14 protein-coding genes and 1 tRNA gene are annotated in these 14464 nt (G+C 73.7%); 7 read left to right on the top strand and 8 right to left on the bottom strand.

All coding sequences use genetic code 11. The features are described 5' to 3' along the window. The first annotated feature begins 41 nt into the window (after positions 1-41). Both ACIG3E_RS10285 and ACIG3E_RS10280 read left to right on the top strand, forming a co-directional pair. Complete coding sequence (locus ACIG3E_RS10285) at positions 42-326, top strand: hypothetical protein (RefSeq protein ID WP_399613717.1); 285 nt, start codon at positions 42-44, stop codon at positions 324-326. A 120-nt stretch (positions 327-446) separates the two neighbouring features. Then, a complete protein-coding gene (locus ACIG3E_RS10280; RefSeq protein WP_399613715.1) occupies positions 447-980 on the top strand; it encodes a hypothetical protein in 534 nt (177 codons plus the stop codon). 40 nt (positions 981-1020) lie between these two features. Here ACIG3E_RS10280 and ACIG3E_RS10275 read toward each other — a convergent pair. Next, positions 1021-1092 (bottom strand) — tRNA-Val (locus ACIG3E_RS10275). Positions 1093-1282: 190 nt separating this feature from the next. On the opposite strand from ACIG3E_RS10275, the gene ACIG3E_RS10270 reads away from it, so the two are divergent. The 4 genes from ACIG3E_RS10270 to ACIG3E_RS10255 all read left to right on the top strand — a co-directional run bounded on the left by ACIG3E_RS10270 (position 1283) and on the right by ACIG3E_RS10255 (position 5369). Then, positions 1283-2086, top strand: a complete 804-nt coding sequence (locus ACIG3E_RS10270) for a DUF4097 family beta strand repeat-containing protein (RefSeq protein WP_399613713.1) — start codon at positions 1283-1285, stop codon at positions 2084-2086. Between the two features lie 81 nt (positions 2087-2167). Then, positions 2168-3667, top strand: coding sequence for a hypothetical protein (locus tag ACIG3E_RS10265; RefSeq protein ID WP_399613710.1), 1500 nt, complete (start codon positions 2168-2170; stop codon positions 3665-3667). 50 nt (positions 3668-3717) lie between these two features. After that, on the top strand, positions 3718-4389 hold the full coding sequence (locus ACIG3E_RS10260) for a bifunctional 4-hydroxy-2-oxoglutarate aldolase/2-dehydro-3-deoxy-phosphogluconate aldolase (protein ID WP_399613707.1): 672 nt from the start codon (positions 3718-3720) through the stop codon (positions 4387-4389). After that, positions 4386-5369 (top strand): sugar kinase, encoded by a 984-nt coding sequence (locus ACIG3E_RS10255; protein ID WP_399613705.1) that lies wholly within the window; start codon positions 4386-4388, stop codon positions 5367-5369. Before ACIG3E_RS10260 ends, ACIG3E_RS10255 begins: the two co-directional genes overlap by 4 nt. Here ACIG3E_RS10255 and ACIG3E_RS10250 read toward each other — a convergent pair. From ACIG3E_RS10250 to ACIG3E_RS10235, 4 genes are all read right to left on the bottom strand, one after another. Continuing rightward, a complete protein-coding gene (locus ACIG3E_RS10250) occupies positions 5366-5575 on the bottom strand; it encodes a zinc ribbon domain-containing protein (protein WP_399613702.1) in 210 nt (69 codons plus the stop codon). The genes ACIG3E_RS10255 and ACIG3E_RS10250 overlap by 4 nt on opposite strands. Before the next feature lie 211 nt (positions 5576-5786). Further along, complete coding sequence (locus ACIG3E_RS10245) at positions 5787-6515, bottom strand: HAD family hydrolase (protein WP_399614795.1); 729 nt, start codon at positions 6513-6515, stop codon at positions 5787-5789. A gap of 77 nt (positions 6516-6592) precedes the next feature. After that, positions 6593-9064, bottom strand: a complete 2472-nt coding sequence (locus ACIG3E_RS10240) for a phosphoribosyltransferase (RefSeq protein WP_399613700.1) — start codon at positions 9062-9064, stop codon at positions 6593-6595. 46 nt (positions 9065-9110) lie between these two features. Beyond that, the gene (locus ACIG3E_RS10235; RefSeq protein WP_399613697.1) at positions 9111-10277 is read right to left on the bottom strand and encodes an HpcH/HpaI aldolase/citrate lyase family protein; all 1167 of its coding nucleotides are present in this window, start codon (positions 10275-10277) and stop codon (positions 9111-9113) included. Between the two features lie 401 nt (positions 10278-10678). Between ACIG3E_RS10235 and ACIG3E_RS10230 the strand changes: the two genes are divergently transcribed. Beyond that, positions 10679-11608: a TerD family protein gene (locus ACIG3E_RS10230; protein ID WP_399613694.1), complete on the top strand. Its 930-nt coding sequence runs from the start codon at positions 10679-10681 to the stop codon at positions 11606-11608. A gap of 19 nt (positions 11609-11627) precedes the next feature. On the opposite strand, the gene ACIG3E_RS10225 is transcribed toward ACIG3E_RS10230, so the two are convergent. The 3 genes from ACIG3E_RS10225 to ACIG3E_RS10215 form a co-directional block, all read right to left on the bottom strand. Next, positions 11628-12365, bottom strand: a complete 738-nt coding sequence (locus ACIG3E_RS10225) for a Tellurium resistance (protein ID WP_366794011.1) — start codon at positions 12363-12365, stop codon at positions 11628-11630. A gap of 236 nt (positions 12366-12601) precedes the next feature. Further along, a complete protein-coding gene (locus ACIG3E_RS10220) occupies positions 12602-13747 on the bottom strand; it encodes a DUF475 domain-containing protein (protein ID WP_399613691.1) in 1146 nt (381 codons plus the stop codon). A gap of 126 nt (positions 13748-13873) precedes the next feature. Beyond that, positions 13874-14449 (bottom strand): TerD family protein, encoded by a 576-nt coding sequence (locus ACIG3E_RS10215; protein WP_138959517.1) that lies wholly within the window; start codon positions 14447-14449, stop codon positions 13874-13876. Positions 14450-14464 lie beyond the last annotated feature (15 nt).

Raw genomic sequence — 14464 nt, 5'->3', positions numbered from 1 at the left:
GTCACGCCCAGCCCCCGCGTCCAGCCTGCGGAGGTACATCCATGATTGTCCTGACGATCGCCCTGCTGCTCGTCCTGATCGTCCTCGGCTTCAGCCAGCCCCTGCTGTGGCTGGTCGCCGCGGCGATCGCGTACTTCCTGATCCGCCGCCACGACCGCGCCGCGGTCAAGGGCGGCCTGAGCGGAGCCGGGAGCGCGGGCACCGGCGGCAAGGGCGGGGCGAGCGCCCCCGTCACGTACCGCGACTACCGCATCCGCCGGTCCCGCCAGGAGCGCTGGGACCGCAGGTACCGCCGTACGCACCCGTCGAAGGCACGCCGCACCTAGGGCCCGCCGCGTCACCGGAACCGGTAGGACTACTCACCGTCGCGGGTGAAGCGACGCTTACCCGCCCCGCCACCGGGGAGTCTGCGCACGCACCGTGCCGAGCCCACCCCGGGAGCCCCCATGCGCCTGCGCGCCCTCGTCCCCCTGCCCGTCCTCCTGGCGGGCGCCCTCGCGGCGGGGTGCTCGTCGCCCGCGCCGCGTCCGCCCGCGCCCCACCCGGACGACGTCATCAAGGCGGCGCAGCAGCGGCTCACCGACGGCTGTCTGCGGCACCGGGGCTTCACCCCGCCCCGCCCGGGCGAGCGCCCGCCGCCCGCCGCCGAGCGGCAGCGCGTGGCCGCCGCCCTGTTCGGCACCGGCCGCACGGAGCTCTCCCTGACCCTGCCCACGGGCCACTCGGTGAGCGCGCACACCGACGGCTGCCTGGCCGCGGCCCAGCGCACCCTCTACGGCGACCAGAAGCGCTGGTTCCGCGTCTCGACGGTGGTGAACAACCTCAAGCCGGAAGCCGCCCACGCCGCCCGCCCCCTCGCCGAAGTCCGCGCCGGACACCGCACGGAGCTCACCCAGTGGCGCCAACTCCGCGCCCGCGCCCTGAAGAACGCGGAAACCATCCTGAACGCGGACAAGCCGACGGCCCCCCGGGGATCGTGAAGATTTCTCCGAGAGGCCGACGGCGTGGTACTGAACCCGGTGGGCGCGGACGGTTTCGAACCGCCGACATTCGCCTTGTAAGGGCGACGCTCTACCCCTGAGCTACGCGCCCGGGACGAGTGGACAGCCTACCTTGCTGGTGGCGGTGGACCGCAAACCCGTAGGGGCCCCCGACCGGCCGGGGGGATATCCCCACCCCGGATCCGGTAGCGGCCCGGATCCTCCGGGCGCGCCCCGCTCCCTACTGTCGGACGTGAGCTCGCGGCAGGGGTCGCGAGGGGGCCTTCAGGGGAGAGAACGTCATGACCACCGTCCACAGCCGCCGCCGGGGTCCACTGGGGCCGCGGAGCGCGCGGATCCTCGCCGGTGTCGGCACCACGGTGGCCGTCTGCGGGCTCGTCGCCGCCTGCGGGGCGAGCGCCGAGGACGACAAGACGCCGGACCGGCGGGCGTTCAGCCTGCCCGGGCGGACGCTGACCCTCGACTCCGACGACTCCGCCCTGGACGTCGTCGTGTCGGACCACGTGAAGGACGTCCGGGTCACGCGCTGGTTCGACGGGCGCACCGTGCTCGGCAACAGCCCCAAGGTCACGTGGAAGCAGAGCGCCGAGGGCGACAAGCTCACGTTCCGCGTGAAGTGCAGCGGGGTGATCAGCAATTGCTCCGCCAAGCACCGCGTCGTCGTACCGCGCGGCGTCGCCGTGACCATCCTGAACCGCGACGGCCAGGTGACCGCCAGCGGCTTCCGCGAGCCCCTGAAGGTGCGCACGGCCGACGGCAGCGTGACCGTGCGGAACTCCAGCGGGCCGCTGGACCTGAGCAGCGCCGACGGGTCGGTGCGGACCGACGGGGTCACGTCGAAGCGGGTCAGCGCCCGCTCCCGGGACGGTTCCGTGTGGCTCGAACTCGGCGCCGTACCGGACCGGGTGCGGGCGCGGAGCACGGACGGGTCCGTGACCGTCGGCCTGCCCGACGCCCGGTACCGCGTGGACACCGAGAGCGTGGACGGCGGCGTCGACGTGTCCGTGCCGCGCGCCGACGACAGCCCGCACCGGGTGTCCGTACGCAGCGTCGACGGCCACATCACGGTGCGCGCGGCGAACTGACCACCTCGTGTGTTCGTCCTCTACCGGTGGGAGAATGTGACACCGGCCTGGCAGGGCGGACGACAGCGCGGGAGAGGGACAGTGACGGCGACACCATCGCAGCCACACAGGTGTGGCACGGCCTCCTGTGCCTGTCCCTCGGTGCCGGTGGCCCCTTCCGCCTTCGGCGGTGTGCGCCGTCTCGTGTCGCCCGTACGGAAATCTGCGGGCCGGTCGTGGCCGGGCGCGCCCACGCGGCGGAGCCGCAGAGTGTCCCGTCCCGCGCCCCTTCCAGGGGCGTTGACGCTCGCCCTCTTGCCCCTTGTCCTCGCCGTGTTGCCCGGGTCCTTCGCCGGGGGCGGGACGCGGCGGTGGTTCGGTGGGCGGGGCGAGGGCGCGCGGGCCGACGCGCAGGCGGCCAAGGACGCGGCGGCGGCCGCGTTCTACGAGCTGGACACCGCGCAGCGGGACCTGCGGATCTCCATCGAGACGATCGTGGCGGTGGACTCCTCGCCCGCCGCGCGCCGCGCCGCCGCCGACTTCGAGGCGTTCGGGCAGCGCATCGACGAGGTCAGCCACCAGTACATCACCGCGGTCGACGCGCACGACCTGGACCGCGACGACCTGGAGGCGTCCGCCGCGACCCGGGCGCGCACCGAGCTGACGGCGGCCAAGGACGCGCTCGGCAGGACCAAGCAGGACCTGGACCGTTTCTCTCAAGGGCTCGGGCCGCTGCTCGACAAGGCGGAGACGCAGCTCGCCCGGCTCGCCCCGGCCGTGGAGCGGGCCCGCCAGACGCTCCTCGCGGCGAGCAACGCCCTGGACGCGGTGCGCGGCGCGGGCCTGAAGGCCGACGACCTCGCGGGGCGGCTCGCCGCGCTGGCGCCCGAGCTGACCAAGCTCAACCAGGGCGCGGGGCAGCACGGCGTCGCCGACACGCTGCAGCGCGCCGACCGCGTCGTACGCGACGCGGAGGCCGTCCGCGCGGAGGCGGAGCGGCTGCCCGAGCGGGCCCGCGAGATCGACCGGCGCCTGGTGTCACTGCGCACCCGCGCCCAGGCCCTGACCACCCGCAGCGAGCAGGTCGAGCCGGTCCTCAGCGAGCTGCGCCGCCGCTTCACCGCGGCCTGCTGGCAGGACCTCCAGCGCGTCCCCGAGCAGGCCGTGGAGAACGTACGGCAGGCCGAGGCCAAGCTGGCGGAGGCCCAGCGGGCCCGCGAGGAGCAGCGGTGGCCGGACGCGACGGCGCGCCTGTCGACCGTGCGGGCCCTGCTCAACTCCACCGACGAGGCGGTGTCCGCCGCCGGTGACCGGCTGCGGCGCCTGAATGAGGTCTCCAAGGACCCGCAGGCGGAGATCGAGCGCACCCGGTTCGCGGTCCGGGACGCCCAGCGCCTGGCCATGGCGGGCCGCCAGCGCCCCGACCCGCGCGACGCCCGCCCGCTGGACGAGTCGGTGGCCCGCCTGGACCGCGCGGTGGCGGCCCTGGAGGGCCGCCACCCCGACTACTGGCAGTTCCTGACCGAGATGGAGGCCGTGCGCGCGACGGCGGCCCGGGTGGTCGCGCGGATCCGCGAGGAGCGGGGGCAGGGCGCGGGCTGAGCCCCGGGCCCCGCGTCGGGACGGCCCGGCCGCTGTGCGAGCCTGAGGGCATGACCGAGGGTGTGCGCAAGAGTCCGACCGACGGTCCGGCCGCAGGCGCGGCCGGTTTCCTCGCCGCGCTGCGGGCCCGGCGGCTGCTCGCCATCGTGCGCGGCCGCGACCCGGAGGCGTCGTTCCGTACCGTCCTGGCGCTCGTCGAGTCCGGGGTGCCGCTGGTCGAGGTCTCGCTGAGCGGCTCCGACGCGCTCGGAGTGCTGCGCAGGGCGCGGGCCGAGCTGGGCGCGGACGCGTGGCTCGGCGCGGGTACGGTCCTGACCGCGGACGACGCCCAGGGCGCGGCCGGGGCGGGCGCGAACCTGATCGTGACACCCGGCCTCGGCGCGGGTGTCGACACCGGCCTGGCGCTCGGCCTGCCGGTGCTCGCGGGCGTCCTCACCCCGACCGACGTGATCGCCGCGAGCGCGGTGGGCGCGACCGCCCTGAAGGTCTTCCCGGCGTCGGCGACGGGCGGCCCCGACTATCTGAAGGCGCTCCGCGGGCCCTTCCCCGGCCTGCCGTTCGTACCGGTCGGCGGCGTGGACGCGGACGCGGCGGCGGCCTATCTGGAGCACGGTGCGGCGGCGGTGGGCGTCGGCTCGCCGCTCGTCGGGGACGCGGCGGACGGCGGCGACCTGGACGCCCTGCGGCGGCGCGCGCGGCGGTTCGCGCAGGTGTGCGCGTGAGCGGGGTGCGCGCGGGCACCGGCCCCGGCCCGGACGTGCTCACCTTCGGGGAGACCATGGTCGCCCTGCGCGGCACGGGGCCGCTGAAGCTGGGCGGCACCATGACCGTGTCCGTCGCGGGGGCCGAGTCGAACGTCGCCGTGGGCCTGGCCCGGCTCGGGCACGGCGCCTCCTGGGCGGGTGCCGTCGGCGACGACGAGGCCGGTGAGCTGGTCCTGCGGACGCTGCGGGCCGAGGGCGTGGACGTCACCGGCGCGCGGCGCGACCCGCACGCGCCCACCGGCCTGATCCTCTTCGAGCCGCGCCTTCCGGAGGTGACGCGGGTCCACTACTACCGCTCCGGCTCGGCCGGTTCCCGCGTCGACGCCCAGTCCGTCGCGCGGGCCTTCGCCGCCGCGCCGCCGCGCCTGCTGCATCTGACCGGGGTCACCCCGGCCCTCGGCGAGGCGGCCCGGGCCGCCTGGGAGGGCGTGCTGCGCCTGGCGCGCGAGCACGCCGTGCCCGTCTGTCTGGACGTCAACTTCCGCTCCCGGCTGTGGAGTACGCGGGAGGCGGGGGCCTTCCTGCGCCCCTGGCTTTCGGCTGTCGACGTGCTCGTGGCCTCCGCCGACGAGCTGCCGGTGTGCCTGCCGCCGGACGAAGGACCGGCCGACGTACGGGAGTCGGCCGAGCGGCTGCTGCGGCTCGGCGTCCCGGAGGTCGTCGTGAAGCTGGGGGCGGACGGCGCCACCGCGTACGGGGGCGGGGGCGCGGTGTGGCACCGCCCCGCCGTGCCGGTGCGCGTCGTCGACACCGTGGGCGCCGGGGACGCGTTCGTCGCCGGGTATCTGTCCGCGCTGCTCGACGGCGCGGAGGTGCCGGGGCGGCTTGAGCGGGCGGTGACCACCGGGGCCTTCGCGGTCGCCTCGCGCGGGGACTGGGAAGGCGCCCCCACGCGGGCGGAGTTGGGCCTGCTCGGCGCGGCCGACGTGCTGCGCTAGCCGCAGCAGCCGCCGCCGCAGCAGCCTCCGCCGCCGCTCCCTGAGGCGGGGGCCGGGGTGCTGCCGCCGACCGCCACGGTCGACAGGAGCTTCACGGTGTCCTCGTGGCCCGCCGGGCACACGGCCGGGTCCGCGGACTCCGCCATCGGGCGGCTCAGCTCGAAGGTGTCGCCGCAGGGGCGGCAGCGGTACTCGTAACGGGGCATGCCCCAACTTTACGCCGCGCTGCGCCCCAGACCCGCCCCTTCCCGCTTCCTGGGGGCTCCGCCCCCAGACCCCCGCTCCTCAAACGCCGGAGGGGCTGGATCTTTCAGCCCGTCCGGCGTTTGAGGACGAGGCGCGAAGCGCCGAAAAACGGGGGCACGGGGGCGGAGCCCCCGGATCGGGAAGGGGCGGGTCTGGGGCGCACCGCGAGGGTCACTCCGACAGGAGGCGGCGCGCGATCGACTCCCCCGCCGCCACCCCCGTCTCCGGCACCACCACGAGGCCGGGCGCGGTCCAGCCGACGTCGGCCAGCTCCCCGTGCGAGGGCCGGAAGGCCCGGTCCGCCGCGGCCAGCAGATCCGCGTCGAGCAGGGAGTCACCCGCGGCCAGCGTCTCGTCGGCCCCCACCCGCCGCGCGACCTCGCGCATGGCCGCGCTCTTGGTGAGCGGCCGCGGCACGGCGTACACCTTGCGCCCCTGGAGCGAGACGGTCCAGCCGCGCTGCCCGGCCCACACGCCGAGCTCCTTGACCCAGCCGTCCGGCAGCAGGGCGCGCTCGACGACCAGATAGGCGAAGAGGTCCTCGGCGACGCGCTCCTTGAGCAGCCAGGCCGGGTCGGCGGTGCGCAGCAGATGGGCGCGGACCTCCTCCAGGGGGGCGCACTCCGCGGCGACGCGCCGGTCGACGGCCGCGCGCCAGGCGAGGTCCGGGACGCCGTCGACGAGCAGCTGCCCGCCGTTCGCGCAGATCGCGTACGCGGGCGCGGGACCCGGCAGGTGGATGCGCGCGTACTGCTCGCGCGTGCGCGTGGTCGTGGGCACGAACACGGCGGCCCGGCCGAGCTCCGCGAGGAGTCCGGCCGCGGTCTCCGTGACGTACGACAGGGGCTTGCCCTCGTACACCTCGACGCACAGCAGGCGCGGCGCCTCGGCGTCGGGCATGCGCAGGCCGAGCGCGGCGGCGGAGTAGATGAGGGTCCGGTCGAGGTCGCTGGCGACAAGCCGGACGGGGCGGGCGCTCACGCTCCGGTCACCGCCTTGCCGTCGACGCCGGTCGCCCCGCGCGTGTACTGGGGGTGGATGAGGCCCACGCAGGTGTACGGGAGTCCGTCCACCTCCTCGACGGGCACGCCGCGCTGGGCGGCGAGCAGCCGGACGTGGTCGAGGTCGGCGCCCGCTCCGGCCCGGGCGAGGATCTTCCACGGCACGCGGCGCAGGAGCACGCGCGTGGTCTCGCCGACGCCGGGCTTGACGAGGTTCACGTCGTGGATGCCGTACTCCTCGCTGATCCGCTCCACGGCGGCCCAGCCCTCCCAGGTGGGGGTGCGGTCGGCGGCCAGGATCTCCTTGACCCGCCGGTCCACGGCCTCGCCCACCTCGTCGAAGCGGGCGGCGACCGCGGCCACGAAGTCGGCGGACACGTCGGCGTCCGCGAGCTCGCGGTAGAACTTCGCGCCGTGGAAGTCGTCGGGGCCGACGAGGTCGGCGCGCAGCACGGTGCGCGAGATGAGGCCGGAGACCGTGGAGTTGAGGCAGGCGGAGGGGATGAGGTAGTCCTCGCGGGTGCCGTACGTGCGCACGCAGGAGCCCGGGTCGGCGAGCACGGCCAGGTCCGGGTCGAAGCCGCTGACACCCTCGGCCTCCTCGAACTCCCTTATCGCGGCGGCGAGTTCGCGGGTGATGGCGCCCTTGCCCGTCCAGCCGTCGACGAAGACGACGTCGGCCGGGTCGTGGTGCGCGGCGAGCCAGCGCAGCGCGTTGGCGTCGATGCCGCGGCCGCGCACGATCGACACCGCGTAGTGCGGCAGGTCGAGGCCGTGGCGGTGCAGCGCCCAGCGGCGCATCAGGACGCCGACGGGGGTGCCCGCGCGGGCCAGGGAGACGAGCACGGGGCGGGGCGAGCGCTCGGCGATGACCGTCTCGGTGACCGTGCCGACGGCCCGGGCGATCCGGGCGGCGGAGTCGTCGAGCGCGGCCCGGAACAGCTCCTGGTACCGCGCGCTCGGCTGGTACTCGACGGGCAGCGACTCGGCGTAGTGCGCGCCGCCGCTCTGGATCGCCTCTTCGCGCTCCTCGGTGGGCGCTTCGAGCGTGACCGCCGACAGGTCCTGGAGCAGCCAGCCGACGTCGTCGGGCGCGTACGAGGAGAAGGCGGGGCCGCGGAGGGGTTCGGGCAGCACGGACGGGGACCTTTCGGGTGCGTACGAGGGCACGACGGCGAGCAGCACGTGCCCGGTGTGCGCGGCGAGGCGGGCGAGCAGGCCGTCGGGGGCGTGCAGGGCGGGGGTGTCGGCGGTGGAGTCGACGACGGCGACGACCGCGTCGAAGCCGCCGCCCGCCACGTTGTAGGCGTAGCGGTCGCCGGGCCCGTCGGCGGGGTCGTCGTGGGCGGGGAAGACGAGCCGGGTGCGGATGGCGTAGCCCGGGTCGTCGACGGCGAGGACGGGCGAGCGGGTGGTGGTGGAGTAGCGGACCTCCGCCTCGCCGCCGAGGTGCCCCTCCAGGGCGACGCCGAGCGCGAGCGGCGCGTACATCAGCTCCTCGAAGCCGAGGACGAGGACGCGCCGGGCGCCCTCGGGCAGCGCCCGCGCGATCCGCTGAGCCATGCCGGGCAGGGCGGCGGCCAGGCGCATCCGGTGCGCGGGCGTGAAGCCGTGCCTGCCGCCGTCGGGGACGCCGTCCGGCCAGGCCAGGGGCACGCGGGTGACGGGGGCGGGCTCGGTGCGCGGCGCGGGCGGCCGCTCGGCCGCGGCCCCGCGCTCCCCCTGCCCCTCGTGTGCCTCGACCAGGGCCCGGCCCTTCTCCAGGACGTCCTCCGGCAGCCGTACCGTGCCCGACGCGAGGGCCACCAGGTCGACGCGGGCGCCGATCTCCGCGGCGAAGGCGTCGAGCCGGTCGCGGTCGGCGGGGGCGCGCATGTCGACCAGGGCCACGATGACGTACCGCTCGCGGGGGAAGCGCGCGTGCAGGTCACGGATGGTGTTCAGGACGGTGTTGCCGGTGGAGAACTCGTCGTCGACGAGGACGAGGGTGCCCGCGCCCGCGAGCAGCCGGGGGTCCTCGGGGAGCAGCAGGTGGGAGGTGGCGTGCGAGTGGGCCTCCTCGAAGCCGCCCGCGCGGGCCACGCCCGCGACGGGGCGGCGCGTCGAGTGCAGGTAGGGGGCGTCGCCGACGCCGTCGGCGACGCAGTGGCCGAGGCCCGTCGCCGTCTCCGCGTAGCCGAGCACGACGGCGCGCGCGCACGCGTCCGGGCCGAGCAGCTCGCGCACCCGCAGGCCGAGCTCGTATCCGGAGCGCCGCACCACGGACGGCAGCTGCGGCACGTGCTTGCCCAGCACGTTCGACACCAGGAGGTGGGCGCGCCGGGGGTTGCGCCGCAGCGCGAGCCCGAGCAGCTCCCGCAGGTCGTCGCCGACGAGCTCCACACCCAGCCGCTCAGCGACCCACGTACCCGACCACACCACGTCCTCGGACGCCTTTCTGTCACTCACTGCCGCTCACCGTCACTCGCTGTTGCTTCTTGGCTCCGTCGCGCCATCAGACGGGCAGTCCCGCCGAGAGCAGCTCCACGAAGCCGACGTCCTCGCGCGCGACGCCGAAGACCTCGGCGCGGCGCAGGGTCCGCTCGGCCCAGGCGCGGTGCGGCTTCACCTCGTTCATCTTGTTCGTGTACGCGGACCGCATGACTCCGCCGCCGTCGCGCTCGGGGCGCAGGATGTCCTGGGCGTCGCCGTACTCCTCGTGGCTGACCACGGACAGGGCGTGCACGGGCATGACGTGCGAGGGGTGGATGCAGGTCTTGCCGAGCAGGCCGTTGGCCCGGTCCAGCTCGATCTCGCGCAGCAGGCCGTCGAGGTCGTGCTCGATCAGGGCCTGGCGCAGTTCCTCGGCGCGGACCTCCAGGAACGGGCTCTGGCGCAGCTGCGGCTTGAACATCCGCTCCTGGACGCGGAAGTACTCCCACACGGGCCCGGTCACGATGAAGCCGGTGCCGTCGGCGCGGCCGAGGTGGTTCACGACGTCGCCGATGACGGAGGCGACGATCTGCACGTCGTAGGCGGTCATGTGCGGGGGCCTGCGCAGCCCGTACGCCGAGCAGAAGTCGGTGACGCCGAGCCGCAGCGCGAGCACCCGGTCGCGGTACTTGTCGACGGTGCGGGCGATGCCGGTGATCGTCTCCGCGCGGCTCTCCAGATGGAGGAGCTGCGGCGATTCGAGGACCGGCATGGCGAACAGGCGCCGCCCGCTCGCCGTCTCGGCGGCGGCGAGCGACTCCAGGAACGGAACGCCCCGCTCCTCGGTGAACTTCGGCAGTACGAATCCGGACAGGAGACGGACCGCGGGGCCGAGCCTGTGGGTCAGATCGGGGATCTGCTCCGGGGCGCGGACGCGGATGAAGAGCAGCGGAGGCTCGGCGTCCGGGCGCGCGGCGAGATCCCGGAAGTGCCGGATCAGATTCTCCTCGGCGCCGACGACCTCGGCGTCGTCGATGGAGTCCTCCAGACAGAGGACCATCGAGATCACGCCACGGCCAGCCTGTTTGAGGATGTCGTCAGCCAGGCGCGGCCGCGTGGCCGGGCTGTACAGCGTGGCGCCGAGAGCGGCGGCGATGAGCTGCGGCGGGGAGTCCGCGGTGAAGGCGCACGGCTCCCTGTGAAAGAGGCGCTCTCGCACCTCTGGGGCTATGTGCCCGAAGTGACGCATGGGGTTCCCCTGGGATTCTCCTGTTTCCGCCCGCATCGCGTATGCGATCCGAAGATGTGGCCGGTAATAGTACGTAAGGACGGGTGGCAGAGGTTCCCCGCGGGCGTGAAATCCAGGTAACCCGGCCATGACGTACACCTCGGCACCACACCGGCACAACCGGATGTCATAGGACAAGGCGCTCCTACGGGGCATCCCCAGGGGGCGCGCCCCGTAGGGGCGCGGGGAACTGCGCGACCAGCCACAACAAACCTGCAGGCGAGCGACGCCCCAGCACGGCACACGAGGCGAAACGCTCGGGCCTGAGGCACCGCAAGCCCGGGGTCCGGGGCCCGGGGTCCGGGGCAGCAGCCCGGGCCCCCACGTTGTACCCCCCGGGACGGGAAGGGCAGGATGACGGCATGACGCACGCGATGTTGAAGGGGTCGAACGTCCCGCTGGAAGCCACCGCGGTCCGCGCGGTCCTGCGCTGGGCGCTGAGCCAGGGCTCCCCCGTCGTCGACGCGTCGGCGCTGCTGCTCGGCGCTGACGGCCGGGTGCGCTCCGACGAGGACTTCGTCTTCTACAACCAGCCGCGCCACCCCTCCGGGAAGGTCTGGCGCCTGGGCCAGAAGCGCGTCACCGAGGGCACCGCCGTCCATCTGACCGACACCGTCCAGGCGGACCTCGCGGGCCTCGACGCGGCCGTCGACCGCGTGCTCCTGGTCGCCTCCGCCGAGGACGTGCCCTTCGAGCAGGTGCGGGCGCTGCGGATCCTGCTGTACGACGCCTCGCCCGCCGCCGCTGCCACCGCCGAGCCGCTCGCGTACTTCGACATCACCCCGCAGACCGGCGCCGAGACCGCGCTGATCTGCGGTGAGCTCTACCGCCGCGGCGAGGGCTGGAAGTTCCGCGCCCTCGGCGAGGGGTACTCCAACGGCCTGGTGGGCCTCGCCACCGACTTCGGCATCTCCGTGGACGAGTCGGAGGCGGTGCCCGAGCCGACCCCGGACGCCTCGCTGCCGCGCGGGCCCGGCGCCGCCGCGCAGCCCTCGGCCGCCCACCCCGTACAGCCGCCGCCCCCGGCCCAGCCGGAGCCCCACACCCAGTACCCGGTCGCGCCGCCCGCGCCCGCCATCGCCCCCCAGCCCGCGTACGGCTACCCGCCCCAGCCGCCACGCCATCCGGCACCGGGGCCCGCCTACGGCTACCCGCAGCCCGCGGCCGCGCACGTCACCCAGCCGCCGGTGGCGCCCCAGCCCGCGTACGGCTATCCGCACCCGGTCGCGCCGCCCGTGCCCGACCCGGCCTTCCGGATGCCGCCGCAGGGGCCACAGTTCCTGCCGCGCTGAGCGGGGCGCGGGCGGCGGCTCAGCCGACCTTGGACTTGTAGCCGCGGCCCCACTGCAGGCCCCAGCCGTAGAGCCGGTCGAGCTCGGCCTGGAAGCCGTAGACGAACTTCACCTCGCGGCGCACGATCAGCTCGTCCTTGATGTTCTCGATCAGGACCACCGCGCACGAGCGGGCCTGCGGCTGGCGCTCGTCCAGGTCGATCTCGATCCGCGGGCCATTGCTGGGGTAGAGCGTGACCTTGGCGTGGGTGCGGTCGAACGCCGGGGTCTGGTCGTAGATGTAGACGAACACCAGGAGCCGCTTGATGGACTCCCGGTGGTCGAGGTTGACGTACAGCGTCTCGCCCGTGCCCGAGCCGAACCGGTCGTCGCCGCTGCCCTTCACATAGGGCGGCGAGTTGATGCTCCCGAAGAAGTTGCCGAGCGGCTGCACCACGCCCTTGGCGCCGTCCGCCAGCTCGTACAGACAGCCGAGGTCGAGGTCCACATTGACCATGCTCTGGGTGTGCGCCTGGACCTCTTCGGGCTGGAACAGCTTGAAGGGGTGGCGCAGCAGGCCGCCGCCGCGCTTCTTGCCGATGAGGTCGGAGGTCCGCATCTGCCAGGACAGGTTGACCCGGAGGTTGCCCGTGGCCGCGCCCTGTTTGGTGAGCGACACCATCGGATGCCGCTTGGTCAGCTCGATGGCGTTCGTCGCGGCCGCGCCCGCCGCGAAGTCCATCGCCCGACCGGGCCGCAGACCGTCGAAGAAGCCCATGCCTACCCCCACTCGATGCCCCGGTCACCGCCCGCCCGCGCCCCCCGGGGCGGACGGGGAGCCGCGCCCCAACAGCGGCCCCGAACAAGAGAGTTCCTCGCCCAAGCCGGTGTCACACGTCCCGTCCAGTGATCCGGATCTCACCGTACGGCAGCGCCCGGACGCCACTGGCGGCGCCCCCGGTGCCGGGGACGCCGCCAGTGCGGTGCTCGTGGCCGGGCCGGGGCCCGGGGCGGTCAGACGCCTGAGGAGACCTCTGCCTTCTCGTCCGAGCCCGCCTGTCCCTCGGCCGCCGCCAGCGCCTTGTTGCGGCGCACGGACGACCAGAAGGAGGCGCCGATGAGGATGACGCCGATGGAGCCGGTGATGAGCTCGTGGATCTCGAACTGGATCGTGACGAGCAGGACCGCGGCGAGCGCGCCGATGGCGTAGTGCGCGCCGTGCTCCAGGAAGACGTAGTCGTCGAGGGTGCCCTGGCGGACCAGGTAGACCGTGAGCGACCGGACGTACATCGCGCCGATGCCGAGGCCGAGCGCCATCAGGACGATGTCGTTGGTGACCGCGAAGGCGCCGATGACGCCGTCGAAGGAGAACGACGCGTCCAGGACCTCCAGGTAGAGGAACATGAAGAACGCGGCCTTGCCGGCGAGCTGGATCACCGAGACCTGCTTGCCCTTGGCCTTGGCCTCCTCCTCGGCCTCGTGCTCGCGCTCCTCCTCTTCCTCCAGCTTGTCCTCGAAGTAGCTGGAGAGACCGCCCACGATGAGATAGGTGATCAGACCCGCCACACCGGAGATCAGGACCGTCTCCGCCTTGTCGGCGTGGGTGCCGCCGTGCTGGTGCGCGTGCTTGGCGAAGGTCATCGCGGAGACGAGCAGCACGACGAGCGCGATGCAGACCGACAGCATGTCGACCTTGCCGAGCTTGGCGAGCGGGCGCTCCAGCCAGCCGAGCCATTTGATGTCACGGTCCTCGAAGACGAAGTCGAGGAAGATCATCAGCAGGAACATGCCGCCGAAGGCGGCGATGGACGGGTGCGCGTCCGTGACCAGCTGCTGGTACTGGTCCTTGTCGTTGAGCGCGAGCTTGACCGCTTCGATCGGGCCCATGCTCGCGCTGACGGCGACGATCACGACCGGGAAGACGAGGCGCATGCCGAAGACGGCGATGAGAATGCCGACGGTGAGGAAGATCTTCTGCCAGAAGGCATTCATCTTCTTCAGGATCCCGGCGTTGACCACCGCGTTGTCGAAGGACAGCGAGATCTCGAGGATGGACAGGATCGCCACGATCCCGAACGCCGTCCACCCCCCAAAGAGCACCGCTGCGACCAAGCCGAGCGCAGTGACTGCGAACGACCAGCCGAAGGTTTTCAGAACCACTGGCTACCCCATCGTGTGTGTACGGGTCTCCCCCGCGCCGTCCCCGGCCGCTTGCGCTTCCGGGGGCTTCCCGGGACCCCTGCGAGCCGACCGCGTCAGCTGTTTGGGGATCCCGGGCAGAGTCCTTTAGGAAACATTGACTCCGAAGTCTAGAGCGATGCCCCGCAGACCGGACGCGTACCCCTGACCGACGGCGCGGAACTTCCATTCGCCGCCGTAGCGGTACACCTCGCCGAAGATCATCGCGGTCTCCGTGGAGGCGTCCTCGGAGAGGTCGTAGCGGGCGAGCTCCTGGCCGTCGGCCTGGTTGACCACGCGGATGAACGCGTTGCTGACCTGGCCGAACGTCTGTCCCCGGTTGTCCGCCTCGTGGATCGAGACGGGGAAGACGATCTTGTCGCAGTGGGCCGGGACCTTGGAGAGGTCCACGAGCAGCGACTCGTCGTCCCCGTCGCCCTCGCCCGTGAGGTTGTCACCGGTGTGCTCGACGGAGCCGTCCGGGCTCTTCAGGTTGTTGTAGAAGACGAACCACTCGTCGCCCAGGACCCGGCCCGACTGGCACAGCAGGGCACTGGCGTCGAGGTCGAAGGGGGCTCCGGTGGTGGAGCGAGCGTCCCAGCCGAGTCCGACCATCACCTGCGTGAGGTCGGGTGCGGCCTTGGACAGGGAGACGTTGCCTCCCTTGGCGAGTGTGACGCCCATGATCGTGTCCTCCCC

This window comes from Streptomyces sp. NPDC053474 (assembly GCF_044544845.1).
Taxonomy (GTDB): Bacteria; Actinomycetota; Actinomycetes; order Streptomycetales; family Streptomycetaceae; genus Streptomyces.
The sequence above is the reverse complement of the archived record's forward strand: the minus strand, read 5'-3'. Positions and strand labels throughout refer to the sequence as shown.

What these genes read in the sequence shown, in the direction of transcription:
- ACIG3E_RS10225 (WP_366794011.1), bottom strand. Translation starts at nt 12,365, where the DNA reads ATGGGCTTCTTCGACGGTCTGCGGCCCGGTCGGGCGATGGACTTCGCG.
- ACIG3E_RS10280 (WP_399613715.1), top strand. Translation starts at nt 447, where the DNA reads ATGCGCCTGCGCGCCCTCGTCCCCCTGCCCGTCCTCCTGGCGGGCGCC.
- ACIG3E_RS10260 (WP_399613707.1), top strand. Translation starts at nt 3,718, where the DNA reads ATGACCGAGGGTGTGCGCAAGAGTCCGACCGACGGTCCGGCCGCAGGC.
- ACIG3E_RS10215 (WP_138959517.1), bottom strand. Translation starts at nt 14,449, where the DNA reads ATGGGCGTCACACTCGCCAAGGGAGGCAACGTCTCCCTGTCCAAGGCC.
- ACIG3E_RS10285 (WP_399613717.1), top strand. Translation starts at nt 42, where the DNA reads ATGATTGTCCTGACGATCGCCCTGCTGCTCGTCCTGATCGTCCTCGGC.
- ACIG3E_RS10250 (WP_399613702.1), bottom strand. Translation starts at nt 5,575, where the DNA reads ATGCCCCGTTACGAGTACCGCTGCCGCCCCTGCGGCGACACCTTCGAG.
- ACIG3E_RS10230 (WP_399613694.1), top strand. Translation starts at nt 10,679, where the DNA reads ATGACGCACGCGATGTTGAAGGGGTCGAACGTCCCGCTGGAAGCCACC.
- ACIG3E_RS10235 (WP_399613697.1), bottom strand. Translation starts at nt 10,277, where the DNA reads ATGCGTCACTTCGGGCACATAGCCCCAGAGGTGCGAGAGCGCCTCTTT.
- ACIG3E_RS10270 (WP_399613713.1), top strand. Translation starts at nt 1,283, where the DNA reads ATGACCACCGTCCACAGCCGCCGCCGGGGTCCACTGGGGCCGCGGAGC.
- ACIG3E_RS10245 (WP_399614795.1), bottom strand. Translation starts at nt 6,515, where the DNA reads ATGCCCGACGCCGAGGCGCCGCGCCTGCTGTGCGTCGAGGTGTACGAG.